The sequence below is a fragment of the Sinorhizobium psoraleae genome, from assembly GCF_013283645.1.
GTDB classification, from domain to species: domain Bacteria; phylum Pseudomonadota; class Alphaproteobacteria; order Rhizobiales; family Rhizobiaceae; genus Sinorhizobium; species Sinorhizobium psoraleae.
Genome location: NZ_JABEKV010000003.1, coordinates 51,703 through 77,484, shown reverse-complemented (window position 1 = coordinate 77,484; position 25,782 = coordinate 51,703). Strand labels below are relative to the sequence as shown.

20 protein-coding genes are annotated in these 25,782 nt (G+C 62.1%); 11 read left to right on the top strand and 9 right to left on the bottom strand.

Features of this window, described 5'->3' with window-relative positions; genetic code table 11:
• Positions 1-6: 6 nt before the first annotated feature.
• Both ILFOPFJJ_RS16210 and ILFOPFJJ_RS16205 read right to left on the bottom strand, forming a co-directional pair.
• The gene (locus tag ILFOPFJJ_RS16210; RefSeq protein WP_173511603.1) at positions 7-3,033 is read right to left on the bottom strand and encodes a calcium-binding protein; all 3,027 of its coding nucleotides are present in this window, start codon (positions 3,031-3,033) and stop codon (positions 7-9) included.
• A gap of 380 nt (positions 3,034-3,413) precedes the next feature.
• A complete protein-coding gene (locus ILFOPFJJ_RS16205; RefSeq protein WP_173511602.1) occupies positions 3,414-4,187 on the bottom strand; it encodes a GntR family transcriptional regulator in 774 nt (257 codons plus the stop codon).
• Positions 4,188-4,407: 220 nt separating this feature from the next.
• On the opposite strand from ILFOPFJJ_RS16205, the gene ILFOPFJJ_RS16200 reads away from it, so the two are divergent.
• The 7 genes from ILFOPFJJ_RS16200 to ILFOPFJJ_RS16170 all read left to right on the top strand — a co-directional run bounded on the left by ILFOPFJJ_RS16200 (position 4,408) and on the right by ILFOPFJJ_RS16170 (position 11,766).
• Positions 4,408-5,793 (top strand): family 4 glycosyl hydrolase, encoded by a 1,386-nt coding sequence (locus tag ILFOPFJJ_RS16200; RefSeq protein WP_173511601.1) that lies wholly within the window; start codon positions 4,408-4,410, stop codon positions 5,791-5,793.
• Positions 5,784-6,716, top strand: a complete 933-nt coding sequence (locus ILFOPFJJ_RS16195; protein WP_173512465.1) for a carbohydrate kinase family protein — start codon at positions 5,784-5,786, stop codon at positions 6,714-6,716. Before ILFOPFJJ_RS16200 ends, ILFOPFJJ_RS16195 begins: the two co-directional genes overlap by 10 nt.
• Positions 6,717-6,749: 33 nt before the next feature.
• Positions 6,750-8,015: an ABC transporter substrate-binding protein gene (locus tag ILFOPFJJ_RS16190; RefSeq protein WP_173511600.1), complete on the top strand. Its 1,266-nt coding sequence runs from the start codon at positions 6,750-6,752 to the stop codon at positions 8,013-8,015.
• A gap of 70 nt (positions 8,016-8,085) precedes the next feature.
• Positions 8,086-8,871, top strand: coding sequence for a 6-phosphogluconolactonase (locus ILFOPFJJ_RS16185; protein ID WP_173511599.1), 786 nt, complete (start codon positions 8,086-8,088; stop codon positions 8,869-8,871).
• A gap of 11 nt (positions 8,872-8,882) precedes the next feature.
• Positions 8,883-9,992, top strand: a complete 1,110-nt coding sequence (locus ILFOPFJJ_RS16180) for an ABC transporter ATP-binding protein (protein WP_173511598.1) — start codon at positions 8,883-8,885, stop codon at positions 9,990-9,992.
• Positions 9,989-10,882: an ABC transporter permease subunit gene (locus ILFOPFJJ_RS16175; RefSeq protein WP_173511597.1), complete on the top strand. Its 894-nt coding sequence runs from the start codon at positions 9,989-9,991 to the stop codon at positions 10,880-10,882. Before ILFOPFJJ_RS16180 ends, ILFOPFJJ_RS16175 begins: the two co-directional genes overlap by 4 nt.
• Before the next feature lie 5 nt (positions 10,883-10,887).
• The gene (locus ILFOPFJJ_RS16170; RefSeq protein WP_376741425.1) at positions 10,888-11,766 is read left to right on the top strand and encodes a carbohydrate ABC transporter permease; all 879 of its coding nucleotides are present in this window, start codon (positions 10,888-10,890) and stop codon (positions 11,764-11,766) included.
• A gap of 136 nt (positions 11,767-11,902) precedes the next feature.
• Here ILFOPFJJ_RS16170 and ILFOPFJJ_RS36480 read toward each other — a convergent pair whose 3' ends face one another.
• On the bottom strand, positions 11,903-12,310 hold the full coding sequence (locus tag ILFOPFJJ_RS36480) for a DUF2735 domain-containing protein (protein ID WP_246299669.1): 408 nt from the start codon (positions 12,308-12,310) through the stop codon (positions 11,903-11,905).
• A gap of 310 nt (positions 12,311-12,620) precedes the next feature.
• On the opposite strand from ILFOPFJJ_RS36480, the gene ILFOPFJJ_RS16160 reads away from it, so the two are divergent.
• Positions 12,621-13,661: a glutamine synthetase beta-grasp domain-containing protein gene (locus tag ILFOPFJJ_RS16160; protein ID WP_173511595.1), complete on the top strand. Its 1,041-nt coding sequence runs from the start codon at positions 12,621-12,623 to the stop codon at positions 13,659-13,661.
• Positions 13,662-13,824: 163 nt separating this feature from the next.
• Here the strand turns inward: ILFOPFJJ_RS16160 and ILFOPFJJ_RS16155 are convergent, their stop codons facing one another.
• Entirely contained in the window at positions 13,825-14,598 is a 774-nt protein-coding gene (locus tag ILFOPFJJ_RS16155) for a TIGR01458 family HAD-type hydrolase (protein WP_173511594.1), read from the bottom strand.
• Positions 14,599-14,833: 235 nt separating this feature from the next.
• Between ILFOPFJJ_RS16155 and ILFOPFJJ_RS16150 the strand changes: the two genes are divergently transcribed.
• Positions 14,834-18,457, top strand: coding sequence for a FecR domain-containing protein (locus ILFOPFJJ_RS16150; RefSeq protein ID WP_173511593.1), 3,624 nt, complete (start codon positions 14,834-14,836; stop codon positions 18,455-18,457).
• Between the two features lie 183 nt (positions 18,458-18,640).
• Here ILFOPFJJ_RS16150 and ILFOPFJJ_RS16145 read toward each other — a convergent pair whose 3' ends face one another.
• From ILFOPFJJ_RS16145 to ILFOPFJJ_RS16125, 5 genes are all read right to left on the bottom strand, one after another.
• Positions 18,641-18,811: a hypothetical protein gene (locus tag ILFOPFJJ_RS16145; protein WP_173511592.1), complete on the bottom strand. Its 171-nt coding sequence runs from the start codon at positions 18,809-18,811 to the stop codon at positions 18,641-18,643.
• A 317-nt stretch (positions 18,812-19,128) separates the two neighbouring features.
• Positions 19,129-20,646, bottom strand: coding sequence for a tripartite tricarboxylate transporter permease (locus tag ILFOPFJJ_RS16140; protein ID WP_173511591.1), 1,518 nt, complete (start codon positions 20,644-20,646; stop codon positions 19,129-19,131).
• Positions 20,647-20,660: 14 nt separating this feature from the next.
• Positions 20,661-21,155, bottom strand: a complete 495-nt coding sequence (locus tag ILFOPFJJ_RS16135) for a tripartite tricarboxylate transporter TctB family protein (RefSeq protein ID WP_173511590.1) — start codon at positions 21,153-21,155, stop codon at positions 20,661-20,663.
• Positions 21,152-22,096, bottom strand: a complete 945-nt coding sequence (locus ILFOPFJJ_RS16130; protein WP_173511589.1) for a Bug family tripartite tricarboxylate transporter substrate binding protein — start codon at positions 22,094-22,096, stop codon at positions 21,152-21,154. The genes ILFOPFJJ_RS16135 and ILFOPFJJ_RS16130 overlap by 4 nt, the downstream gene beginning before the upstream one ends.
• 327 nt (positions 22,097-22,423) lie before the next feature.
• Positions 22,424-23,491, bottom strand: a complete 1,068-nt coding sequence (locus ILFOPFJJ_RS16125) for an ABC transporter substrate-binding protein (RefSeq protein ID WP_173511588.1) — start codon at positions 23,489-23,491, stop codon at positions 22,424-22,426.
• Positions 23,492-23,669: 178 nt separating this feature from the next.
• On the opposite strand from ILFOPFJJ_RS16125, the gene ILFOPFJJ_RS16120 reads away from it, so the two are divergent.
• Together ILFOPFJJ_RS16120 and ILFOPFJJ_RS16115 are read left to right on the top strand one after the other, a co-directional pair.
• The gene (locus ILFOPFJJ_RS16120) at positions 23,670-24,347 is read left to right on the top strand and encodes a response regulator transcription factor (protein ID WP_173511587.1); all 678 of its coding nucleotides are present in this window, start codon (positions 23,670-23,672) and stop codon (positions 24,345-24,347) included.
• Complete coding sequence (locus ILFOPFJJ_RS16115; protein WP_173511586.1) at positions 24,344-25,723, top strand: sensor histidine kinase; 1,380 nt, start codon at positions 24,344-24,346, stop codon at positions 25,721-25,723. Before ILFOPFJJ_RS16120 ends, ILFOPFJJ_RS16115 begins: the two co-directional genes overlap by 4 nt.
• The last annotated feature ends 59 nt before the right edge of the window (positions 25,724-25,782 follow it).

Sequence of the window (25,782 nt, the reverse complement as noted above, 5' to 3'; positions counted from 1 at the left end):
GTCGTTTTAGAGGAAGGAGAAGTCGCTCGTCGAGAGTGACTTGACGTTCTGCAGGATCGCGACCAGTTCCAGGTCCGCCGTCGCGGCGTTGCCGTCGGCATCGTACCAGAGGCGGCCGTTGTCGCTTTCGAACAGGAACGTGCCCTTGCCGCTTGTGGCGACCGGGTCCGTGCCGGTAACGAGCGTCACGGTCGTGTCCCCGGCGGCGATGCCGAAGGCGGCGCGATCGATGACAAGCTTGTCCTGGCCGCGGACGAAGTCGGTGATGACATCGCCTTCACCGTCGCGCCCTTCGCGATCGAAGACGAACCTGTCGTTGCCGGTACCGCCGGTCAGCCAGTCGTCGCCTGCGCCACCGATGAGCGTATCGTTGCCGTCACGGCCATCGAGGATGTCGTCGGCACCCTTGCCATAGAGCGTGTTGCCCGTCGCATCGCCGCGAATTTCGTCATCCGCCGCGCTGCCGATGATCGTCTCGAAATTCTTGACGGTGAGGCCGAGCGCCAGTCCCTTGTTCTTGGTCTGGGTTTGCAGGTCGAGGACGACGGATGTCTCGCCTTCCGCGAAGCTCAGCGTATCGATACCGGCACCGCCGTCGAAGAGATCCTTGCCGGAATGAGCGGTGCGGGTGAGGATGTCATTTCCGGCGTCGCCGAAGAGTTGGTCGTCGCCGGCGCCGTCGCGCAGACGATCATTGCCATTGCCGCCCTTGAGGACATCGTTGCCCGCCATGCCGTCGAGGACGTCATTGAGCAAGCCGCCCGTAACCGTGTCCTTGCCCTTACTGCCGACATATTCGAGCGCTTCGAAGGCATTGAAGGATGTAGCGGTATCGACGTTAACCGTGCCCGTCGAGAAGTTGAAGGTGATGTCCTTCGTCTGCTCGGCGACGTTCAGGTTGAGCACGTCCGTTCCTGTGCCACCATCGGAGCGGTCTCCGATACCGGCATAGACCTTGTCGTTGCCATCCTCGGCGTAGATCAGATCCCTGCCGCCGGTGGTGGTGGACGTGTCACCGTAGATGGTGTCGTTGCCCGTTCCACCGCGCATTGTATCGTTGCCGGCATCGCCGGAAAGGAAATCGTTGCCCGCCCCGGCGTTGAGACTGTCGTGGCCAGCGCCGCCGCGCAGATCGTCGTTGAGGCTGCCGCCGCCAAAGATGTCGTTGCCCGTTCCGCCGACAAGTGCAACCCGTTCGACGTTCTTCACCGTGACCGGGGCATTTGTCGCCGTTACCGATGGCGCAAGCTTGAAGGTGATGCCCTGCGTGTACTTGCTGAAATTGATGGAGACGGAATCCGTGCCCGTCCCGCCATCGACGACCAGCGTGCCGGTCGAGGCCGTCCGCGTGAAGCTGTCGTCGCCGGTTCCGAGGTTGACTGTATTGTAGCTGGCAGCACCCGTCGCGCTGTCGCCGACACTGACCACGTCGTTGCCGTCCCCGGCATTGATCGAGTTTTTCCCGCCAAAATCGCGGATGACGTCGTTGCCGGCGCCCGAGTTGAGCGTGTCGCTTCCCTCTCCGCCATCGAGCGTGTCGCCGCCATTGGTGCCGATCAGCGTGTCGTTGCCGCCGTAACCGTAGAAGGCAACGCTCTGCGCGGAACCGACGGACTTCACCACGTCATTGCCGGAGCCGAATTCGACGCGATAACGCTCGAAGTTGTTGAGGCTTGTTCCATCCGATAGCGTTGCGCTGGCACCGGTCGCGGAAAAGGTCTGTGCGGTTGTCAGCGAGCGGCGGTCGACCGCGACGGTGTCGGTGCCGGTGCCGCCGTCGCCCTTGTCTGCGCCACCGTCGCCCAGGGTCACGGCGTCGTTGCCGATGCCGCCATTGACGGTGTCCCGGCCAATTCCGGCGAGAAGCGTGTCGTTACCGGCACCACCATCGACGAAGTCATCGCCGCCGGCGGCGTCGACATAATCATTGCCACTCCCGGTCACGACCTTGTTGACCGTCGAACCGGTCGCGTAGATCGAGTAGTGCTCGATGCCCTTGAACGTCGTGCCGCCGGCAAGCGTATTGAGCTCCGTCGATGCCTTGGCGGTGAAGTTTCCGCTGAAGCTGCGAATGACCAGCCGGTCGCTGCCGCTCACGTCGGTGATCGTGTCCTTGCCCTGACCGTAGGTGTAGCTGAGCGTGTCGTCGCCGGTGCCGCCTTCGAGCTTGTCGTCGCCGATGCCGCCATCGAGCGAGTCATTGCCGACGTCGCCTGCCAGGCTATCGGCCCCCGCGCCGCCGGTCATGGCGTCACTGTCGTTGCCGCCGGAAAGCAGGTCGTTGCCGGCATCTCCCGAGAGCGAGTCCGCGCCGTCGCCGCCGTAGACCTTGTCGTCGCCGTCGCCGCCACTCAGGTAGTCGGTGCCGGCGTCGCCGTATATGTTGTCATTGCCGGCGTCGCCGCTCAGGAAGTCGAAGCCGTAGCCGCCGATGAGCGTATCGTTGCCGTCTCCTCCCTGGAGCATGTCATGACCGCGCCCGCCCGAGAGCCGGTCGTGTCCGAGTCCCCCCATCAGCATGTCGGAATAGTTGCCGCCGGTAATGACGTCATCGAAATTCGTTCCGGTGATGCTGAACGACTCGACATTCGTCGTCTGGATGCCTCCGGTCAGCGTTTGCGGTGCGATCCAGTCCTTGATCGCGATGTTGAGCTTTGCTCCATGCTCCGAGTAGTCGATCATCACCATGTCGGTGCCGGAGCCGCCATCGACGACGTCGCCGGAAATTTCGCTGAGTTCGAAAGCGGTTATTATGTCCCGACCGCTGCCGCCGTTGAGCTTGTCCTGTCCGGCGCCGCCGCTCAGCATGTCGCTTCCGCTATTGCCGTTTAGCGTGTCGTTGCCGTCGCCGCCCATGAGGCTGTCGTTCTGGAACGAGCCGCTGACGGTGTCGTTGCCCTCGTCGGCGTTCACCGTATCGCTGCCCATGCCGCCGTTGACGATGTCGTCGCCGGCAAGCGCCATGATGAAATCACTCTCAAGATCGCTGCCGGTCAAAATGTCCTTGCCGGCAGTTCCGAAGATATTCGCCATTTCTGTTTCCTTGTTCCAATGCATCGGGACATGCGTCTCTGTTGGCCGAGGCGGCTGCCTCGGCGTGATGTTTGCTGGTTTTTCGGAAGAGGCGCCCATGGCGGGCGGTCGCTCATCGTCGAGCGACAAGGCATCGATAGATTAGATGCGGTGCCGTTTCACGGAGTGTCTCCCCAGTCGAACCCCTCGCAAGTCATGCAGTATTGCGTGACTTGAAGAACGTTCCCTGCCGTTCTCGCCGCCATATATCGACGAGTCCGAAAGCATTTCGTGTTTCCGCGGGAACAGACGATTTGGGTAGATCGCCGGATCGGTACACAAATCTATGGTTGCGGGAAAATTGGCGGGCGAAAATCACCCGCGCCGCGGCAGAGGAGGGCTCACAGCCTTCGATGCGACTGGGTCAACGACAGCGGATAGCGGGTCGGATGGTAGGCGGCGGCGCTCACATTGACCGTGCGGTTATGATTGTCATAGGCGATCTGATCCAGTGTCAAAACCGCGGCCGGAACCTCGAGCTGCAAAAATGACGCCTCGATGTCGGAGGCGAGTCTTGCGCTCACGGTCGACTGGCCGCGCGACGGAATGATTCCGTAGCGATTCTCGAATTCCGCGTAGAGCGACCTGTTCTCGACCGTCCAGTCGATGTCGAGAATGCCCGGCGCGAGCGAGGCGGAAAACCAGTCCCGCTGGATGACCACCGGCACGTCGTCGAGGAGGCGCAATCTCTCGAGGAAAACGACATCGGCCCCTGTCGGCAGCGATAGCGGCCGCGCGACTTCCGCGTCGGCCTGGATGATCTTGCCCGAGAGAAGGCGCATGCCGGGCTTGCGGTTGTTCGCGTAGGCCGTCTGGGTGAAGCTGCGCACGACCTCGAGCTCATAGATCGGTGTCGGTGCGGTGACATAGATGCCCTTGCCGGGCCGCGTCTGCAGATAGCCGAGATTCTCGAGCTCCTTCACTGCCTGGCGCACGGTAATGCGGCTGACGCCATAAACGGCGACCAGTTCCCGCTCGGATGGAAGCTTGTCATTGACCGCAAGTTCCCGCCTTTCGATCATGCCCTTGAGCAGATTTCGCAATTGCACGTAGAGCGCATCCGGATGGTTGCGATCGATGGAACTCTCGTCCGGGAGATTTGCGTGTCGCGCCATGCGTCTTTTCGTTTCAGCCGCCAGTTGCCGGATGCTCTCCTGCATTACACCTGGCAAGGTTCAAGACAAGAGCCCGGCGGGCGTTTTCCGTTTCGCCTTGCTTCGACCGTCATGCATCTTTCAGCCATCCTGTGGATCGTGCGAAAGCTTCCTGGAGCCCGCGTTGACATGACTGGTTATATCCAGTAGCGATATCACAGTCGGAACGGCGGAGTAAAGAATGAAACTGACCTTGATTGGCGGCGGCGGAGTCCGGGCACCCCTGTTTGTCGGATCTGCACTGCGGCGCGCGGAGAGAAGCGGTCTGACCGAGATCTGCTTGCAGGACATCAATGAGCGGAAACTCGATCTTTTCGGGCGGATCAGCCAGGAACTGGCACGGCGCATGCAGTCCCCGGTCAAGGTCACCATGTCGGTCGATGCCGAGCGGGCGTTGGAAGGAGCAAGCTATGTCGTGACCACCGTCCGGCCCGGCAACGAAGAGGGCCGGATCAAGGACGAGCGCATCGCGCTTGCCCATGGCGTTCTGGGGCAGGAGACCACCGGTCCGGGCGGCTTTGCGATGGCGCTCCGCAGCATCCCCGTCATCCTGAAATATGCGGAAATCCTGAAAAAGGTCAGTCCGGACGCCTGGCTGTTCAACTTCACCAACCCTGCCGGCCTGGTTGCCCAGGCCCTGCAGAACGAAGGCTATCATCGCACCGTCGGCATTTGCGACGGTGCGAACGGTGCGCAGGAGGCTTTGGCGCGCTGGTACAAGGTGCCGCAGAACGACGTGCGCGCCGAGGTCTATGGCCTCAACCACCTCTCCTTTACGAGGGGTGCCAGGATCGATGGCAAGGAAGTGCTGCAGCCGCTGCTCGACGACGACGCCTTCATCCGCGCGACGTCGCAGCGCATGTTCGACAGCAAGCTGATCCGCCATCAGCGCAACTGGATCAACGAATATCTCTATTACTACTACTATGCGGAAAGGGCGGTCGAAGCGCTCAAGTCCGACGAGCGGACGCGTGGCGAAGAGGTAAAAGACCTGAACGCGGCGCTGATTGCCAAGCTCGGCACAATCAATCTGGATACCGATGCCAAGGAAGCATTGGCCGCCTACTACGCCTATGAGCGGCGGCGCAACGCGACCTATATGCATTATGCGCTGGCGGATGCGCCAAGCATGGAAGAGGCCGACAAGTTCGTCGACAGCATCGCCGCCGGCGAGACGGGTGAAGAGGGCGAGGGCTATGCCGGCGTCGCGCTCAACCTCGTCGATGCGCTGCAGACCGGAAAGCCCTGCTACACGGGTCTCAACGTTCGCAACGAGGGCGCGATCGACGGACTGCATGCCGATGACGTCGTCGAAGTAAGCTGCGTGGTAGACAAGAGCGGCATCCGGCCGCTGAAGATGGGCGCCATGCCCGAGGCGCAGGCGCAGCTCGTCCAAAACGTCAAGCGCTATGAGCGACTGGCGGTCCGTGCAGTCAAGGAACGCAGCCGCGAGCTCGCCGTCGAGGCGCTGATGGCGCATCCGCTGGTGCTGTCCTATTCGCGCGCGGTGCCGCTGGTCGACGAATATCTCGCGGCGCATGCGCAATATGCAGGTGACTGGTCGTGAATGAGGCGCTTGGTTCCCACTATGATGTGATGGTGGTCGGAGAATACTACTTCGATCTCATCTTCCGCGGACTTCCGGAGGTGCCGAAGATCAGTGCCGATCTATGGGCCGAGGAATTCGAGTGGGTGCCGGGTGCGGCCTATTCAACGGCGCTCGCTCTTGCCCGACTTGGTACCAAAGCGGGCTGGTGGTGCACCTTCGGAAACGACATCTTCAGCCGTATGATCGTCGACGAAGCGCGGCGGGAAAATATCGATGACGGGCTCTTCATCCATTTGGAGAAACCGTTGCGCCGGGTGAGCGCGGCATTTTCGTTCGCGCATGACCGGGGCTTCATCAGCTATGCCGAGCAACCGGACCCGCTGCCGAAGCCGGAGGATCTCGAGCGCATCAGGCCGCGCATCCTGCTCTTGCAGGGGTTCTCGCTCGACGAGGAGCGCCGCGCCTTGATTCAGGCGGCACGTGACCTCGGCATCGTCGTCTGCTCCGACCTGCAGCACGTCGATTACAAACTCTCGACGCCCGGTGTGGAGGAAATGCTGAGGCTGATCGACGTCTTCCTGCCGAATTCCTCCGAGTCGAAGGCGTTGACCGGCGAGGATGACGTTGAGCGCGCGCTCGCCTCGATCGCCCGTTTCTGCCCGACCGTCGTCGTCAAATGCGGTGCCGAGGGGGCAATCGCCTCTTCGAAGGGAGAGATCTGCCGCGTGCCGGCGCTCGCCGTCGATGTATTCGACACGACCGGTGCCGGCGATTGCTTCAACGCCGGCTTCGTCCACGGACTGCTCAACGAGCCGGACCTTCGCGGCGCGATCGAAATTGCCGTCATCTGTGGATCGCTCGCGGTGACGGGATATGGCGGCCGCAATCTGCCTTTCCAAGAAAATCTTACGAAATATCGGCGGCGGGAGGCCGCGATATAGCGACGTTCACAAGAGAACGAATGAGGGAACGACATGAAACACAAACTGAAAATGCTCGCAGGCATGGCCGTGGTGGCCATCGCATCAGCGCTCCCGGCGAAAGCCGAAACGGTCTCGATGTTCTGCTCCGCGACCGATTACGAATTGTGTGAAAAGGCCGTGGTGAAGTGGTCGGAAAAGACCGGTAACGAGGTGAAGCTCAACCGGATGCCGCAGAACCTCGACGATGCCATCCCGATCTACCAGCAGCTGTTCGCGGCCCAATCGTCGGACATCGACGTGCTCTATATCGACGTCATCTGGCTCGGCATGTTCAAGGATCATCTCCTTGATATCACGTCGATGATCCCCGAAGACGAGGTGAAGGCGCATTTCGCATCCGCAACGGATGCCGCCCGCCTCGACGGCAAGCTTCTGGCGATGCCCTTCTACATCGACACCGGGCTGATGTTCTATCGTAAGGACTTGCTGGAAAAATACGGCAAAGAGCCGCCGAAGACCTGGGACGAAATGACGGCGATCGCCAAGGAGATCCAGGATGCCGAGCGCAAGGCCGGCAATCCCGACATCTGGGGCTACGCCTGGCAGGGCCGCAGCTATGAGGGCCTGACCTGCGATGCGCTCGAATGGATCGCTTCCGCCGGCGGTGGAACCATCATTTCCGACGACGGCGAGGTCACCATCAACAGCCCCGTGACGGAAGCGGCGCTGACCCGCGCGCGCGGCTGGATCGGCACGATTTCGCCCGAGGGCGTCCTCAACTACGACGAGGAAAATTCACGTGCGCTGTTCGAAAGCGGCAATGCCGTGTTCCATCGCAACTGGCCCTATGTCTGGGGCACCTCGCAGGCGGAAGGCGGCAAGCTCGTCGGCAAGGTCGGCGTCTCCGCGCTGCCGCTCGGCGCCGAGGGACAGAAGTCCAGCGGAACGCTCGGCACCGCCTATCTCGGCGTCTCCAAATATTCTGAGAAGCAGGAGCTCGCGGCCGACCTGCTGCGCTACATGGTCGGCTTCGAGGACCAGAAGATGCGGGCGATTGAAGGCGGCTACAATCCGACCGTCGGAGCGCTCTACGAAGATGCCGACGTGCTGGCGAAAATTCCCTTCCTCGGCATGGCAAAGACGGCCTTCGAGGAATCGGTTGCTCGTCCGTCCGCCGCCACCGGCAAGAATTACAACCGGATTTCCCGCACGTTCTACCGGGCCGTTCACGACATCATCTCCGGCAAGGATGATGTCGCCAAGGAACTCGCCGATCTGGAACGGCGCCTGCAGCGCGATGTGAAAGCCGGCGAATGAATGATGGGGCACCTCCGGCAACCCCGGAGGTGCCTTTTGCAAACATGCATTTCGACACGACGAGTTCCTGATGGCGAAGCCGATTGTCTTCGACGGCCCTGATGAGATGGGCTTTCATGTTGCCAAGCAGATCCTGGCTGGAATTTTCGGTGCTTCCCGCCGTGGACGGCGCTATCTTCTCGGCTGCCCGACCGGTCGCACGCCACGGCCCGTCTATCGGGCGATGGCGCAGCAGTTGCGGGAAAACCCCATCGACCTGTCGCAGCTTGTGCTCGTGATGATGGACGAATATCTGACCGCTATCGACGATGGGATATGGATACTCGCGCCACCCGAACGCCATTTTTCCTGCAAGCGCTTTGCCGAGCGCGAAATCGTGGCGCCGATCAACGAAGCGCTGCCGTCGGACTACAGGATAAGGGCCGATCAGATCTGGTTTCCGGCGATCGATGAGCCGGAGGAATACGACAGGCGGATCGCGCAGGCGGGCGGCATCGACTTCTTCATTCTCGCCTCCGGCGGCGGCGACGGACATGTGGCGTTCAATCCACCGGGCAGTTCGGTGCAAAGCCGGACGCGCGTCATCGAGCTGGCGGAGCAGACCCGGCGCGACAACCTTCAGACCTTCCCGACATTCGGTTCCATCGACGATGTGCCGACCCATGGGCTAAGTGTCGGGCTCAGGACCATCAGCGAGGCGCGCAAATGCAGCCTGCTTTTGAGCGGCAGCGGCAAGAAGGAAGCGCTGAAGCGGATAGCGGCGGCCGGCAGCTTTACCGCCGACTGGCCGGCGACCATCGTCTTCGAATGCAGCGACAGAGAAATCCTGGCCGACCGCGCTGCGGCGGGCCTTTGAAGGACAGTGTAATGGCTTCAGTCACCTTGAAAAACGTCAGCAAGACCTTTGGCGCCTATGATGTCATCCGGTCGATCGATCTCGAAATCGAAGATGGCGAGTTCATGGTGTTCGTTGGCCCGTCGGGTTGCGGAAAGTCGACGCTTCTGCGCCTGATCGCCGGGCTTGTCCCAGTCTCCGAAGGTGACGTCTTCATCGGTGGCGAGCAGGTGACCGACGTGCCGGCATCGAAGCGCGGGCTCGCCTTCGTCTTCCAGTCCTATGCGCTCTATCCGCACATGAACGTGTCGCGCAACATCAGCTTCGCGCTCGAAACTGCACGTCTCGCCAAGAATGAAATCCGCCGCCGCGTGACCAAGGTCGCGGAGATGCTGAAGATCAGCCATCTGCTTGACCGGCGCCCGCGCCAGCTCTCCGGCGGACAGCGGCAACGCGTGGCGATCGGCCGCGCTCTGGTCGGTGAGCCCGAGGTTTTCCTTTTCGACGAGCCGCTCTCCAATCTCGACGCCGATCTGCGCATGGAAATGCGCTTCGAGATCGCAAAGCTGCATGCCGACGTGAAGACGACGATGATCTATGTGACGCATGACCAGACGGAGGCGATGACGCTCGCCGACCGGATCGTCATCCTCAATCAGGGGCGCATAGAACAGGTCGGCCGGCCAAGGGAGCTTTATGACCGGCCGGCGAACCGGTTTGTCGCCGGCTTTCTCGGCAGTCCGCGGATGAACTTCGCACCGCTCGACCGGGATGCTTCGTCTGCGGGTGTGCTTTGGGGCGTCGGCGGCTTTTATCATGCCGCCGAGCTTGCCGGCGCCGAAAACCCCGTCGAGATCGGCCTCAGGCCGGAGGCCCTCAAGCTGGTCGGCGCCGAGACCAAGGGCGCGATCCGCGGAACCTTCGAGCGTATGGAGGACCTCGGCTACGAATATGTCTGTTATGTGCGGCTAAGCGAAACGCTGGTCTGGACGGTGCGCTCTACCGGAAGCCCGCCGGCATTCACCGATGGCCAGCCGGTCGGCCTCGCCTGGCAGCCCGAGAATCTCTATCTCTTCGACGAGGACGGACGACGGATTGATCATGGCGCCGCCGTCCAACTGGCATCGGGAGCTTCGCTGTGAGCGCGGCCGAAAAGATGCAGCGGCAACAGAACCGCACGGCCTGGCTGTTTCTGCTGCCGTTGATCATCGCGCTTGTCGGCGTCGCGATCTGGCCGCTTGCGCGCAGCATTTTCTTTTCCTTCACCGATGCCTTCCTCGACGCGCCGGCGAACTACGGCTTTGTCGGAATCGACAATTTCATAACCGTTGCCGAAGACCCGGTGTTCTGGCGGGCGGTCAGGAACACGCTTCTCTTCACACTGATATCGGTCGGGCTGGAGACGCTTCTGGGGTTGGCGATCGCGCTGCTGCTCCACCGTGCCTTTGTCGGTCGGGGTATCGTCAGGGCCGCGATCCTTGTTCCCTGGGCCATGCCGATGGTCGTCTCGACCCGGATATGGGAATGGATGCTCAACGACCAGTTCGGCCTTATCAACAAGCTTTTCGTGGCGCTGGGCCTTGTTGAGAAGGGCATCGCCTGGACCGCCGAGCCCTCGCTCATCCTCTATACCGTGATTTTCATCGACGTTTGGGTCACGACACCGTTCATGGTGCTCCTCATTCTGGCCGGGCTGCAGTTGATCCCGGAAGAGATCTACGAGGCTGCCGAGGTTTCCGGCGTGCCGCACTGGAAGCGCTTCTGGTCGATCACGCTGCCGCTCGCCACGCCCGCGATCGGCGTCGCGATGCTGTTTCGCACGCTCGATGCGCTGAGAATGTTCGATTTGAGCTATGTGCTCGCGGCGAACAACGAAAACACCATGACGATGTCGATCTATGCCCGCGACCAGCTCATCAGCTTTCAGGATCTTGGCCTCGGCTCCGCGGCTTCCACCTGGGTGTTCATGATCATCGGGCTGATCGCGATCTTGATCGTTGGCGTCCTGCGCCTCGACCGTGCAACGGGGTGATGAAAATGGCGATGACGACGATTGTTCCCGCAAAACGCTATTCCAACAGCACCTATCGTACGATCAGGCGCATGAAGGCCGTGGGCCTTTATGCGGGCGTGGCGGCCGTGCTCGTCTACATGCTTTTCCCGTATTATTGGGCGATCGTTTCGTCGACAAAATCCGGCCAAGCGCTTTACCAGTTCAGTCTGGTGCCGTCGCTGGACTTCAGCAATTACTGGCAGCTGTTTCACAATCCGGTCTTCATGGGAGCGCTCGTGAATTCCGGTCTGGTCGCATTCGCCAGCACGATGATTTCCCTCGTGATCGGCCTTCTCGCGGCTTACGCGCTCGGGCGGCTGCAATTTTCGCCGGGCCGGATCATCTTGATCGCCGTCCTGATGATCTCGATTTTCCCGCAGGTGGTCGTGCTGTCGGGAATGTTCGAAGTGATCGGCTGGCTTGGGCTCTATAACCGCCCGTCGGCGCTCATCGTCTCCTATCTCATCCTCACGCTGCCGTTTACCACCTGGATCCTGACCAGCTTCATTCGCGATCTGCCGACCGAGCTGGAGGAGGCGGCGCTCATCGACGGCTGTTCGCGGCTGAGGGTGCTGACCCATGTGCTGCTGCCGCTGATGGGACCGGCGATCGCCAGCACCGGGCTGCTGTCGTTCATTCTGGCGTGGAACGAATTCCTCTTCGCACTCACCTTCATTCTGACCGACGAGAACCGGACCGTGCCGGTGGCGATCGGCCTGCTCACCGGCAGCAGCCGTTACGAATATCCCTTCGGCCAGATCATGGCCGCGTCGGTGACGGTCACATTGCCGCTGTTGGTGCTGGTGCTGATTTTCCAGCGCAAGATCGTTGCTGGTCTGACATCCGGTGCGGTGAAGGGATAGCGCGAACGGAACCCCTCCAGACGGGATCGGCAGGTGGCGACGCCGCTGCGCTCTCGCCGTCGGGCGTCTGTATCTTCCGCAAGCGGACGTCGCCTGCGATTCATGCAGATGATCAAAAAATAGGCGTGTGGCCGAATTAGTTCAGCTTGCCTGGAACGCCGGGACTGCCTTTTGTCTCCGCGCGAATGGCCTCTTCGTGGTACCAGCAGCCGTCTATGGCTGCAGCGCAAACATCTTGCGTGTCCAGATCGGCCTTCTCGTCCCGGTGATTGTCCACCCTTCTGAGCGGTTTCGCGGGGAACGGATAAATCGTCGCCGACCTGCGGGTTAAACTCTCGGCCATCCTCTGGTCTCCCTTGAGTTCTGCGAGGGAGAATAGCGCATCATATCCGAATTGCACATGGTTTATGCGAAATGCTGAAAATTCGATCAATTGCGCGCCGTATTTGTGGGCACGAGGTTTTGCGCGCTGAAAAATTAATCGCGATCGCCGGAGTTTGGTCTTGGGCATCGCGTTCGCGGAACGGCTTTCCTTCGCATGCATACCGTTCGATGGCGCCTTTCTGGCCTCATGGGGAGAGTGGCCTTGCGCGGGAGCAGCGCTCCGGCCGGCATCAACTAACCGATTGAGTCCATTACAGCGTTCCAACGACACTTGCGGCGAATGAATGGGTTCGCGGACGGCCACGAATGTGACGGCTAACCATTTCTTTCGCTTCCGGCAAGCCTCAGCGGGTCGAACTGGCACGCAAAATGCTTGAGGTGTTCCGGATCCCTTGGCGGTCGGCGCTCCGCGTGCCACTCCGTTCAGGATTTGCTCAAACCTCGCAACACCACGTTATGAGAGATTCGCAATGACAAAGTATAAGCTCGAGTATATCTGGCTCGACGGCTACACCCCGGTACCGAACCTGCGCGGAAAAACGCAGATCAAGGAATTCGATGCGTTCCCGACGCTTGAGCAACTCCCGCTCTGGGGTTTCGATGGTAGCTCGACGATGCAGGCCGAAGGCCGCAGCTCCGACTGCGTGCTGAAACCGGTTGCGGTCTATCCCGACCCGGTTCGCACCAACGGCGTACTGGTCATGTGCGAAGTCATGATGCCGGACGGCAAGACCCCGCATCCGTCGAACAGCCGCGCCACGATCCTCGACGACGAGGGCGCCTGGTTTGGTTTCGAGCAGGAATACTTCTTCTACAAGAACGGCCGCCCGCTCGGCTTCCCAGAGTCCGGTTATCCGGCGCCGCAGGGCCCGTACTACACCGGCGTCGGCTACAAGAACGTCGGCGACATCGCACGCCAGATCGTCGAAGAGCACCTCGACATCTGCCTGGCTGCCGGCATCAACCATGAAGGCATCAATGCCGAAGTCGCCAAGGGTCAGTGGGAATTCCAGATCTTCGGCAAGGGCTCCAAGAAGGCTGCCGACGAAGTGTGGCTGGCTCGTTACCTGCTGCAGCGCCTGACGGAAAAATACGGCATCGATATCGAGTGGCACTGCAAGCCGCTCGGCGACACCGACTGGAACGGCTCGGGCATGCACTGCAACTTCTCGACCGCCTATATGCGCGAAGTCGGCGGCAAGGACTATTTCGAAGCGCTGATGGCTGCCTTCGACAAGAACCTGCACGAGCACATCGCTGTTTACGGTCCCGACAACCACATGCGCCTGACCGGCAAGCATGAAACGGCACCGTGGAACAAGTTCAGCTACGGCGTTGCCGACCGCGGTGCATCCATCCGCGTGCCGCACAGCTTCGTCAACAACGGCTATCGTGGCTATCTCGAAGACCGCCGCCCGAACTCCCAGGGCTGCCCCTACCAGATCGCTTCGCAGGTGCTGAAGACGATCTCGACCGTTCCGACCGAAGGCAGCGTCGCGAAAGTAGCGTAAGTAAATACTCCCCGCGGCGCCGACGCGAATGTCGGCGCCGTGACCTTGATCCGCGGTCGATCGACTTCCCTGCACCAAATGGGTGCACGAGTCTTGCCGCCTTTCTCCTTCCGATTGAAAGCAGGAACTTGACCGCGCGGCGCGGACCGGGGACGGCGCGCTTTTACCCCGCACTTGCGGAAATGATCCAGTCGACGGCGGCTGAAATGTCGTGGACCGTCGCGGTAGGCGCCGGCTCGAACCGCTTCTCGTCGCCTTCGCGGAACTTGCCGGTGCGCACCAGCAAGGCGTGCGCCAAGCCCGCCTGCAGCGCCCCAGCGACATCTGTTTCGGCGTCATCGCCCACCATTACGGCTTGCGCATCCGGACAATCGATTGTCGCGAGCGCAGCGCGGAAGAACGACGGCGATGGCTTCCCGAGGACAATTGCGCTTTTCTGGCTGGCGAATTCCAGCGCGGTCACGAATGCTCCAGCATCAAGGCTGAGTTTTCCATCCGAATCTTTGAACGTCCGGTTCGGCGCCAGCGCCAGCAATTCCGCGCCGGCGACCAACTGTCGAAACGCCGCGTTCAGTGTTCGATAATCGAAAGCTTCGCCCGCATCGCCGACGACGACGGCTTTGGGCAGATCGTCTGCCAGATCGTCGAATTCCGGCACGAGATTGGGATGGACCAGTAGATGCGGCGATCGGCCGTGGCGGGCAAGCCATCGACGAGCCGCCTCAGCCGGCGTGAAGACTTCATCTGCCGTCACAACAAGTCCCAACCCCGCAAGGCGTTTAATGACGGCTGGCTTGGTCGAGCGGGTGGTGTTGCTGACGAAGCGGATGGGAAGGCCGACATCGCGCAGACGCAGAACTGCCTCCGTTGCGCCAGGCACGGCCTTCTCGCCGTCATAAATGACGCCGGCAAGATCCAAGAGCACACCGCTGATCATCGCAGCAGCATGACACGGAGGCGTTGCTGGTCAAGTTCTGCAAGTTGCGCTGTCGCCCGCCGGGCAGGGACGGGCCTGCGCATTGTCGTGCAGCAGCGGAAAATTCGAAGATTACGACCGCTATCCGCCCGTTTTCTCGATCGGTATTTTCTTGTGGCATTGCAGCCCACCAGAAATTGACTTCGGTTGCTGTTTGCACGCATATTGCGCGCGGGGATCAGCAGACAAAGTCATCATGCGCAAGCTAAAATTCGCCGTTGCCGCATTCGCGGTGCTGGGAAGCGTGCTGCCGTCGGCAGCCGAGGTCTTTCCGCGCGCATCGTCACCGGAAGGCTCGGTCATTGCGCGCAAATCCGGCGAGGAGATCCGCTTCATCGAAATAGATGCCTGGCGCACGGTCGAGGTCAGCCAGGACCTGCTGGCCGGCGATGTCCTGCGCACCAATGCAACCGGTAGCCTTGCGCTTCTGTTCGCCGATGACACGCAGATGCGCATGGGCCGCAACACAGTGCTGCTCGTCAAGAAGATAGGCCAGGACTCCGACAGCCAGCTCAGCCTTCAATCCGGCGTCATCTGGGCCCGGGCCAAGCGCGGTGGCAGCGGTCTGACCATCGAGACGCCCGCAGCGGCGGCAGCCATTCGCGGCACGGACTGGACGCTCCGGGTAACCGGCAATGGCGACACGACTCTCTCCGTGCTCGAAGGCAGCGTGGAGCTCAAGAACGCCCAAGGATCAGTGACGGTCAATCAGGGCGAGGGCGCGTTTGCGGCAATTGGGCAGGCGCCGCGCAAATACATCCTCGTCAATCTGGAGGAGCGCGAGCAGGTTCTCCTCTACACCGAACTGCGCGGAGCCTTTGCCAATTTGCCCGTAACCGGGATCGGGGGTCGCGAGACGCGCGCCAGGCGTGATGCCATTCTGGCTATCGCACCCGCAGGGCGAAGCAACGAAGATTGGGTTGCGCTTGCTGAAGCATCGCTTTCGAGCGACGGGCGCGCGGCCGCAAAGGATGCGCTTGCGCATCTCCGCCGGCCACTGCCGGCTGGCTTGGAGGCGCGGGCGAAGCTTGTCGAAGCGATGATCGCGGGACAGGAGCTGCGTTACACCGAGGCAAGCCGCTTGTTTGCTGCCGCTCTGCCGCATCTGCCGCGCGATCGCCGGGCGGCGGCCGTTTTCGGTCGATGGTTCGCAAACGCCTTGGCCCATCCGGATCGGGAGACGCCGCCCCCACCGGCAGAAAACGCCTATGCCGATGATCCGGTCGCGGCGATGGCACGGGCCACCGCCACTGCCCACGTGCTTGGACAGGCGGAAGCGATCAACATCCTGAAGGCGGCCGAAGAGCGCTTCCCGAACGATGCGCGGCTGCCGGCGATGCGGGCCGATCTTGCTTTTCAGCTCGACCGTCGCGACGAGGTGAGGGAGGCTCTTGCCCGCGCCAAAACGATCGATCCGGAGGAGCCAGCCTATCTCCTTGTAAACGCACGCTTCCGCGCGACCGTTTCCAGCGATCTCGATGGGGCCCTCGCGGACCTGAAGCGCGCGACAGAGCTTGCACCCGGCGACGATGCCGCCTGGAACGAGCTTGGCATCGTGCAAAGCGACCGCAACGCGGTCGTCGAGGCGGATGCCGCCCATCGCCGCGCGATCGAGCTGAACCCGGAAAATGCGGCGCTCCACGCAAACTACGCGCGCTTCCTGATGGATAACGACCAGATCGCGGCGGCCAAGGCCGAGATCGATAAGGCGGAAGCGCTGGATCCTCGTTCCTATGCGGTTCTGGCCGCCAAGGGCCGTTATCTCTTGCGGATCGGCAAGACCGAGGAAGGCGAGAAGACGCTTCTGGAAGCCTCCGCTGTCAACCCGACCTACGGCGACAGCCTCATAGGCCTGGCGATCGGCAGCTACCAGCTAGGCGCGGAAGAGGAGGCAGCCCAGGCGCTCGACAATGCGGACAGGTTCGATCCCGACAATGCCTCGATTCCCCTGATCCGCTCCGGTATAGCCCTGGATGAATTCCGGGCCGACGAGGCGATCCTGGAGGCTCGGGAGGCGTTGCGGCGCAGACAGGCGAGAGGCGGATTTTATTCCGGCTACGACGCGAACCGACAGGCCTCCTCCTTCCTCGGGGTCACTCTCGAGAACCTCGGATTGAACGAGTGGGGTCAATACTATGCGGATCGCGCCTACGATCCGTTTAAGTCGACGAGCTATATTGACCAAGCCGCGAGCGGGCGATTCAGTCCCTTTGTCGGAGAGCCGCTCTCCGGCCTCGATCGCTTCCCCTTTGGCTCTTCCTCGCCCTCCTTGGAGATGCAGGGCCTTCTCTTCGATCCCTTAGCGGTTGCATCGGAAGCCAAGCGCAATTCATTGGAACGACGCAGTTTCTTCGAGGCGGCGCTTGGGGCGGGGTTGTTGGATGAAGGCGCGCGAGCCGGCTGGACGAGCGATATACTCTTGCAGGGTACCAGCTACGCCGGAATTCCTCTCAGCTATTACATCCAAGGTGAGGTATCGCGACCGGAGAGCCAGCGGGACAACGATGCGAACGATTTCGAGGGCGCGCGTTTCCAGCTTGGCTTGCGCCCGAGCCTCGCCGACAGCGTGTTGCTGTTCGGCAATACTGCGCAGCAGGACATCGGCTATCCCGGACAAATCTGGAACCCGGCGCCGTTTACCGCTGTCGAAACGCGCGATAATACGATCGGTGGTGCCTGGAGTCATACCATCTCTGACCGCAATGTCGTCCAGGCCTTTGTCGTGTCGAGCGATATCGACACGCGACGACGGTTTCGCGCTACGGATTTCACCGTTGACCCGCCGATAATCTATCGTATCGATGAGAGTTCGAGGGATGACTACGTCACTTTTGGCGCGAGTCACCTTTTCGGGATCGGTCCTCTGACAGTCCGCTATGGCGCCGAGGCTGCCGAGAACCAATACCGGATTTCGCAGACGGCCACTGACTTGGGCACCGGCATTGTCGATGATCTCGGTGCGTTTTCCGGGGATAGCTCCGCTACCCGCACCTATATCGACGCCGTGCTGGACGTGTCCCAAGACCTCCAGTTTCAGGGTGGCGCATACGTCACCAGGTTCGACGGCGATACCGGACTATGGGGACCGGTCGATCCGCGTATCGGTGTGGCATGGTCGCCGATCGCAGGTCACTGGTTGCGGGCCTATTACCGGCAGGACACGCAGTTCGTCACAAACCATACTTTATCGCCAATCACGACCGTCGGTCTTGCCCCGCTTGAACTGCCGCTCTACTGGAGCGGGCAAACGCGAACAGCAGCAATGCGGTGGGACGCGGAGTGGAGCGAACGCCTCTTCACCGCGATCGAATATCAGCATCAGCGGTTCAACGGTCTCACGCTGGCGCCCGAGGACCTGCTGACCACGTTCCTGACAAGCGACGGCGAGATCGACCGCGTGCATCTCAGTGCCAATTATTGGATAGGTGGGGGCCTCGGTGCCTTTGCGTCATTCACTTGGAACGAAAGCAAGGACACCAGCCTGTTCTGGAACCCTGACTATCGCGTGCCGCTCGTCCCGGATTATGTCGCTCAGCTTGGTCTGACATATGTGCATCCGTCGCGCGTGACGGCGACGATCGCACAATCCTTCGTCGGCGACCGGGTGGGCTCACAGTACTACGATCAGAATGGGGAGCCCGTCGCTCCTGAGCTTGAGCCCTACAGGACAACAGACGCCGCCGTCACCTGGAAATCGGAGGGCGGGCACCTGGAACTGGGGCTGCAACTGTTGGATATCTTCGATGCGGAGATTGATATGGCGGACGGGCTGCCCGCCCCCGGCCGCACCATCCGCGCTACCGCAAGGGCTCGGTTCTAAGAACTGGTGGATTTGATAGGATCGAGGCGTAGTAGAAGTGTAGAAGCGAAGCTCGCTTCAAGGTCTTTGGCCGAGCCAGGGACGAAGCGACGCTCAAGGCAGAATAACGGGCCGACTGCCGCCTCGGCCGGCTATCCAGCGATAGTGCTCGGCTGGATAACCACGGTCTGCCGGCGAGTGTCGTTAGCCGCGACGGATGTCCGGGAAGTTTGCCGGATCGATGCCGAGGGTGCGCAGGTCGCGCGCATTCGGACGGCGGTGGCCTTCGACGGCGGCGGCAGCAGCGTTCGCAGCGCTCAGGACGGCGAAGGCGCGGCCAATGAAACCCATGCGGTTCTTGCTGGTGGCAATCATCTCTTTGCTCGCTTTTTCGTTTTCTATTCGATAAGCAAAAGATGGGCTTGGGCGGGTGTTTTTGCAATGCACAAAACCTCACCCCAGCCATGCAACACAAGCAAGCCCAGGCTTCCCCCGACCAGCCGGACTTAGGGATTGCAACAGGAAGAAAATTGGAGCGGGAAGGGGCTGCCCTCCCTCTTCGCGCCCCATGAATCGTCGACTGCATGCGTCCTTAAATCGGAGCCATTTAAGGACACAAACATGCAGTGGTTCAAAGTGCTACAGCGCCGTGCGTCTGAAAAGGCGCACGGCGCTGTAGGAGGCGAATGGGGTCAGTCCTCGCTGGCGGCGAGTTGCGCAAGCATCTGGCCGCGCCCGCGCGCCCTCAGAATGAGGGGGACGATGAGGGCGAGGGCGGCGATGACCAGAAGCACTGCCGCGATCGGCGAGGTGAAGAGCACGGTCACGTCGCCCTGGCTGATCGAAAGCGCCCGGCGCAGTTGCTGCTCGGCGAGCGGCCCGAGGATGAGGCCGACGACGACCGGGGCGATCGGATAGCCGAAGACGCGCATAACGTAGCCGAGCAGGCCGAAGGCGAGCAGCATACCGAGTTCGAATACCGACGGGTTGGCGCCGATCGTGCCAAGCGTCGCAAACAGCAGGATGCCGGCATAAAGCCACGGCTTTGGGATGGTCAGGAGTCTCACCCAGAGGCCGATCAGCGGCAGGTTCAGGACGAGCAGCATGAAGTTGGCAATGAGAAGGCTCGCGATCAGACCCCAGACGAGTTGCGGGTTGGTGGCAAACAGCAGCGGTCCGGGCTGAAGGCCGTATTGCTGGAAGCCCGCCAGCATGATCGCCGCCGTCGCCGTCGTCGGCAGGCCGAGGGTGAGCAACGGCACCAGGGTACCGGCGGCGGAAGCATTGTTGGCCGCTTCCGGTCCGGCGACGCCTTCGATCGCGCCATTGCCGAACTCTTCGGGATGCTTGGTCAGGCGTTTCTCGGTGGCATAGGAGAGAAAGGTGCCGATTTCGGCGCCGCCGGCCGGCATTGCGCCGATCGGAAAGCCGATTGCGGTGCCGCGAAGCCAGGGCTTCCATGAGCGCGCCCAGTCCATCGCGCTCATCCAGACCGAGCCCTTGACGGCCTCGACCTTGTCCGGGCCACGATCGCCCTGCGCTGCGATATAAAGCGTCTCGCCGATTGCGAACATGGCGACGGCGAGCGTGGTTACCTCGATGCCGTCGAGGAGGTCGGGTACCCCAAAGGAAAGGCGCGTCTGGCCGGTCAACTGGTCGATGCCGATGCAGGCGAGTGTCAGGCCGACGAAGAGGGAGGTGAGGCCGCGAAGCGTCGAGTCTCCGAAGGCTGAGGAAACCGTGACGAAGGCAAGTACCATCAGCGCGAAATATTCGCGTGGGCCGAAGACAAGTGCGAGCTTGACGATATAGGGCGCAATGAAGGCGAGCGCGAGCGTCGCGATGAGGCCGGCGACGAAGGAGCCGATCGCAGCGGTCGCCAATGCCGGGCCGCCGCGTCCGGCGCGCGCCATCTTGTTGCCCTCGAGCGCAGTGACGATCGACGAGCTTTCACCGGGGGTGTTAAGCAGGATCGAAGTGGTCGATCCGCCATACATGCCGCCGTAGTAGATGCCGGCAAACATGATGAGCGAGCCGGCCGGATCGAGCTTGTAGGTGACGGGCAGCAGCAGAGCCACGGTCAAGGCCGGACCGATGCCGGGGAGGACGCCGACGGCGGTGCCGAGCGTCACACCGATCAGCGCATAGACGAGGTTCATCGGCTGGACGGCAACCAGCAGGCCCTGCAGCAGGAAGTCAAAAGTACCCATGGTCGGCGGCCCCCTCAGAAGAACAGGCGTTCAAGCGGCCCTGCGGGCAGCGACAATTGCAGGAGCTTGGCGAAGATCACCCAGACGATGAAGCTGAAGACGATGCCGACCGGCACGGTCAGCCAGAGCATGCGCTTGCCGAAACCGCGCGCCGTCATCGCAAAGAGAATGCCGGTTGCGATCGAAAAGCCGAGCGTGTTGAGCAGCAGCATCTGGGCGGCAAGGCCGCCGACGATCCAGAAAACCGGGCCGAACTCCTGTTTCTCCCGCTCATGACCGAAGTCGCCTCTCACAGCTTCGACAGCGGTCCAGACGGCGAGCCCGACGAGACAGCAGGCGATCGCATAGGGAACCGTGGTGGGGCCGACCTGCGAATAGCCGGCAAGCCCGCTAAGGCGCGAAACATCCCAGAAGATCAGGCCGCCGATGGCAGCCAGAACCGCGGCGATAATGAGCGCCGCCCTGTCGGGGCGGCGCGTTTCGACGGAAGGGTGATTCCCCTTGTTCATTTGACCAGCCCGATGTCCTTGAGGACGGTTTCGGTTGCGGAAATGTCCTTCGCGAGCTGCTCGTTGAAGGCGTCGCCGGCGAGATAGGTGTCCTGCCAGCCCTTCGTCTTCAACACTTCCTGCCAGCCCGGGGACTTGGCGAGCTTTTCGATGTCGGCGGAAACGGCTGCCTTCTGCTCGTCGGTAAGGCCAGGGGCAGCCGCGACCATGCGCCAGTTTTCGACCACGACGTCGACGCCCGACTCCTTCAGAGTCGGCGCATCAATGCCTGGGAGACGCTCGGCACTCGAAACGGCGATCAGTCGGAGTGTGCCGGCTTTCACTTGCGATTCGAATTCGCCGTAGCCGGAAATGCCAGCCGTCACCTGGCTGCCGAGAATGGCGGCGAGCGCCTCGCCACCGCCCGAATAGGCGATGTAGTTGATCTTCGTCGGATCGACGCCGGCAGCCTTGGCAATCAACCCGACGGCGATGTGGTCGGTGCCGCCGGCAGAGCCGCCAGCCCAGGAAACCGCGCCCGGATCCTTCTTCAGCGCCGCGACGAGGTCCGCCATCGTCTTGATTTCGGAAGCGGCCGGAACGACGATCGCTTCGTATTCGCCCGTCAGCCGTGCGATCGGCGTCACGTCCTTGAGGGTCACCGGCGATTTGTTGGTAAGGATGGCCCCCACCATGACATAGCCGCCGACGAGGAGCGCATTCGGGTTGCCCTTCTGCTGGCTGGCGAACTGGGCGAGCCCGATCGTGCCGCCGGCGCCGGGAACGTTCTGCACCTGGACATTGCCGGAAATGCCTTCCTGCTGCATGACGGTCTGCAGCGACCGGGCCGTCTGGTCCCAGCCGCCGCCGGGATTGGCCGGCGCGATGATCGTGTAGTCGGCGGCGTATGCCGGAAGCGCCAGGGCGCCGGCGAGAATGGATGCCAGGAAGAAGTGTTTCAAGGTCGGTCCTCCGTAGGGCGCGTTCAATCGCGCGTGCGTTGATTATCGTCGCGTACGGGAGAAGCACGTGGCTGGCTTTTGCGCGCCAGCCGCTGACCGTGGTGGTGATTTCCTCCCGATGCGCTGCTGACGGCCCGCCTCCACGGATCATCAGCGATCCCTAAGCCACCATAGAAAGCTGACATTAACCTGACATCAAGTCGGCATTGCGTAAATGGGTTGTTTTGCTATTGCATGTTTCCTTGAACCGGAGCCGATTTCACGCAGCAATTCAAAGAGCTACAGCGACCTTGTGTTGCTGGGAGACCACAACGCTGCAGGCGAGAGTCAGTGTAGCCGCAGCACCTCGTTCCAGCGCGCGATCAGGCGGGCGCGCTTGACCTGGTCGAGATAGACCATCAATCCCGGGCTGACCGGAACGGGGCGCAATTGGCCGCCCAGCATCTCCTGCATGGTGTTGGCGGTGTTCTCGCCCGCGACATCCGGGCTTACCGCCGGGATCTGCAGTTCGCGCGCCATGATCGTCTGGCCTTCCTTCGACATGAAGAATTCGAGGTAGCGGCGGCCGAGATCGGGGGAGGCGGCCGCCTGGGGCACGAGCCCGATGCGCGACATCACCACCGTGTAGTCCTTTGGAAGGACGATGCCGACGTCGGGATGGCGCGAGGCCCAGTCGGCTGCATAGGATCCGAGGATATTGTAACCGAGCACGAAGCGGCCGTCGGCGACCCGTTCGACGATCGCCTGGCTGGTCGAATAGAGCTTTACGCCCGCCGCCCCCATGGCCTGGATGACGCTCCAGATATCGCCGAACTGCTCCTGGTCGCGCGACATGAAGAGGAAGCCGACGCCGGAGCGTTCGATATCATAGGTGCCAATCCGGCCGAAGACGGCGCTGCCCTGACGCTTCAGGTAATCGACGAATTCCGCGCGTGTTGCCGGCGGCGGCTCGGTTGCGAAGCTCGGCTTGTGATAGACGAAGACCGCCGGCTCGAAGGTCAGCGCATAGGCCGTGTTGCGCCAGTTCGCCCAGGCTGGCCAGCGGCCGCTCATCGGCAGGTCGCTGCGTTGCGCATAGCCGTCGTTGCTGAGCTTGACCTGCAGGTCCATGGCCGAGGAGAAGGCAAAGTCGGCCGTCTTCTGACCGCCATCCGTCTCCTTGACGATCCGGTCGTAGATCTCGCCCGTCAGCATGTCCTCGTAGCGCACCGCCACGTCCGGATTGGCCTTCTGGAAACCGACGATCATCGGCCGCGCCAGCGGCTCGTCGAGCGAGGAATAGACGACGAGGATGGGAGCCGCGGCGTCCCCGGAAACGGCGGGAAAAAACACCGGTGCCGAGAGCGCCAGCCCGGGGAGAAAGAGGCAAAAGAGCAGGGAAATCAGGTATCGCATAATTCCACAATGCCTTACAGCGCCGCGCGTCCGTTCAGGCGCGTAAACGTCGCTGTAACGGCTTGAAGCGCTGCATGATTTTCTCCCTAAATCAATTCGATTTAAGGAAGTATGCAGTAGCCGTCTGCCGTTCACAAGCAAGCCTGCGGTCGATAAAGTGATCGGGGGAGAGCGACAATTGCGAATCTTGCTTGTTGAAGACAATCCGGCCCTGGCAGAGGGCCTATCGGCGATCCTGCGCGGAAGCGGTTATGCGGTCGACGTGGTCAGCGACGGCGCCTCGGCGCATGCTGTAGCCGCCGCGGAAAGCTTCGATCTGGTGATCCTCGATCTGAACCTGCCGGAAATGGACGGCCTCGATGTGCTGCGGGCCATGCGGGCGCGGCAGAACCGGGCGGCGGTGCTGATCCTGACGGCGCGCGGCACGCCGGAGGAGCGGGTGAAGGGTCTCGACCTCGGCGCCGACGATTACATGATCAAGCCCTTCGACATCGGAGAGTTCGAGGCACGGGTGCGGGTGCTGTTGCGCCGGCAGGCAGGATTGCGCGCCTCGGTCGTCAGCTATGGGAATGTGTCTCTGGACCTGACCTCGCGCAGTTTCTCCTCCGCTGGCGCGCCGATCGAAATTCCCGCCCGCGAGCTCGGCCTGCTCGAACTTCTGTTCATGCGCGCCGGCAAGGTCGTCGCCAAGGAGGCGATCGTCCAGTCGCTCACCGGCCTCGATGACGATCTTAGCCCGAATGCGATCGAGCAATATGTGAGCCGGCTCAGGAAACGGCTTGCACCCTATGGGCTGACAGTGCGTACCGCGCGGGGCATCGGCTACTATCTCGACAAGACGGCCAGCCCCGAATGAGGACGGTCGTCTATTCACTGCGGCGCAGGCTGCTCGGGTGGCTTTTGATCTCCACTGCCGTGATCGGCGTGGTGGCGCTGACCGACACCTACCGGGAGGCGGTCAAGACGGCGAATGTCGTCTCGGACCGTGTGCTTGCCGGTTCGGCGCTCGCAATCGCGGAGCGCGTCGTCGTCGCCGAGGACGGCTCACTTCAGGTCGACATCCCCTATGTCGCACTGGAGATGTTGACGTCCGCGGCACAGGATCGGGTCTTCTACCGGGTGGACGGGCCGCCCGGCCAGTTCATTACCGGTTACCAGACCCTGCCGTCGCTCACGGGAGCTCAGGACCAGTCGACGGTATTCGGCGATGCCGTCTTCCGCGGCGAGCCCATCCGCATTGCAGCACTCCGGCGTTCCGCTTCGACCGGCGTCAATTCCGTTCCCTTTGTGGTGACGGTTGCCGAAACGACAATCGCCAGGCGACAATTGACGCAGACGATCCTTCTGCGCTCCGCCCTGCGTTTGGGCCTTATGATCGCTGGCGCGGCAGTGATCGTCTGGATCGCCGTCACCTTTTCGCTGAGGCCGCTCTATCGGTTGGGCGACGCCATCGCCGAGCGCAGTCCCGACGATCTGCATCCGATCGGCGAGCGGGTGCCGAGCGAGGTTCAGGGGCTCGTCGACACCGTAAACTCCTTCATGGTGCGCCTGCAGTCGGCGCTCGACGCGCTGCGCCATTTTACCGGCAATGCCAGCCATCAGTTGAGAACGCCGCTCGCGATCATCCGCACGCAGCTGGCACTTGCTCAGAGAGCAGGTACGATCGAGGCAACGCGGGTGGCTGCGCGCAAGGCGGATGAAGCAGTCGCCGATGCCGAACGCATTCTTGCGCAATTGCTGCTGATGGCGAAGATCGATGCGGCGGCGAGGGAGGAGGCGCGCGGTTCGGAGCGCATAGAGCTCGTGGGGCTCGCCCGCGCAATCACGGCCGAGCATGTGCCGGTGGCCGGCGAAGCCGGAATCGACCTCGGTTTTGCCGGCGACGGCGAACTTTGGATCCGCGCCGAGCCGCTGCTCGTCGGCGAGCTTCTGAAGAACCTGATCGGCAACGCGCTCCTCTATGCCGGACGGGGTGCCGAGATCACGGTACGTGTCGAAAGGTGCGACGATGCTGTCGTACTTGAAGTCGAGGATAACGGTCCGGGAATCCGGCCGGAATTGCGCAAAGCGGTGCTCAAGCGTTTCCGGCGCGGCGGCGACGAGGCGCCCGGAACAGGGCTCGGTCTGCCGATCGTCGAGGAGATCGCCGCGCTTTACGGCGGGACGATGCGCCTGGAGGAGGGCGAGGGCGGGCGCGGATTGAAGGCGGTGGTGGCTTTTCCGGCGGGGTGAGCGAGACTCAGATAGCCGACAGTGATGGGTTTCCTGGCGCGGCACCCCCTCGGCCCTGC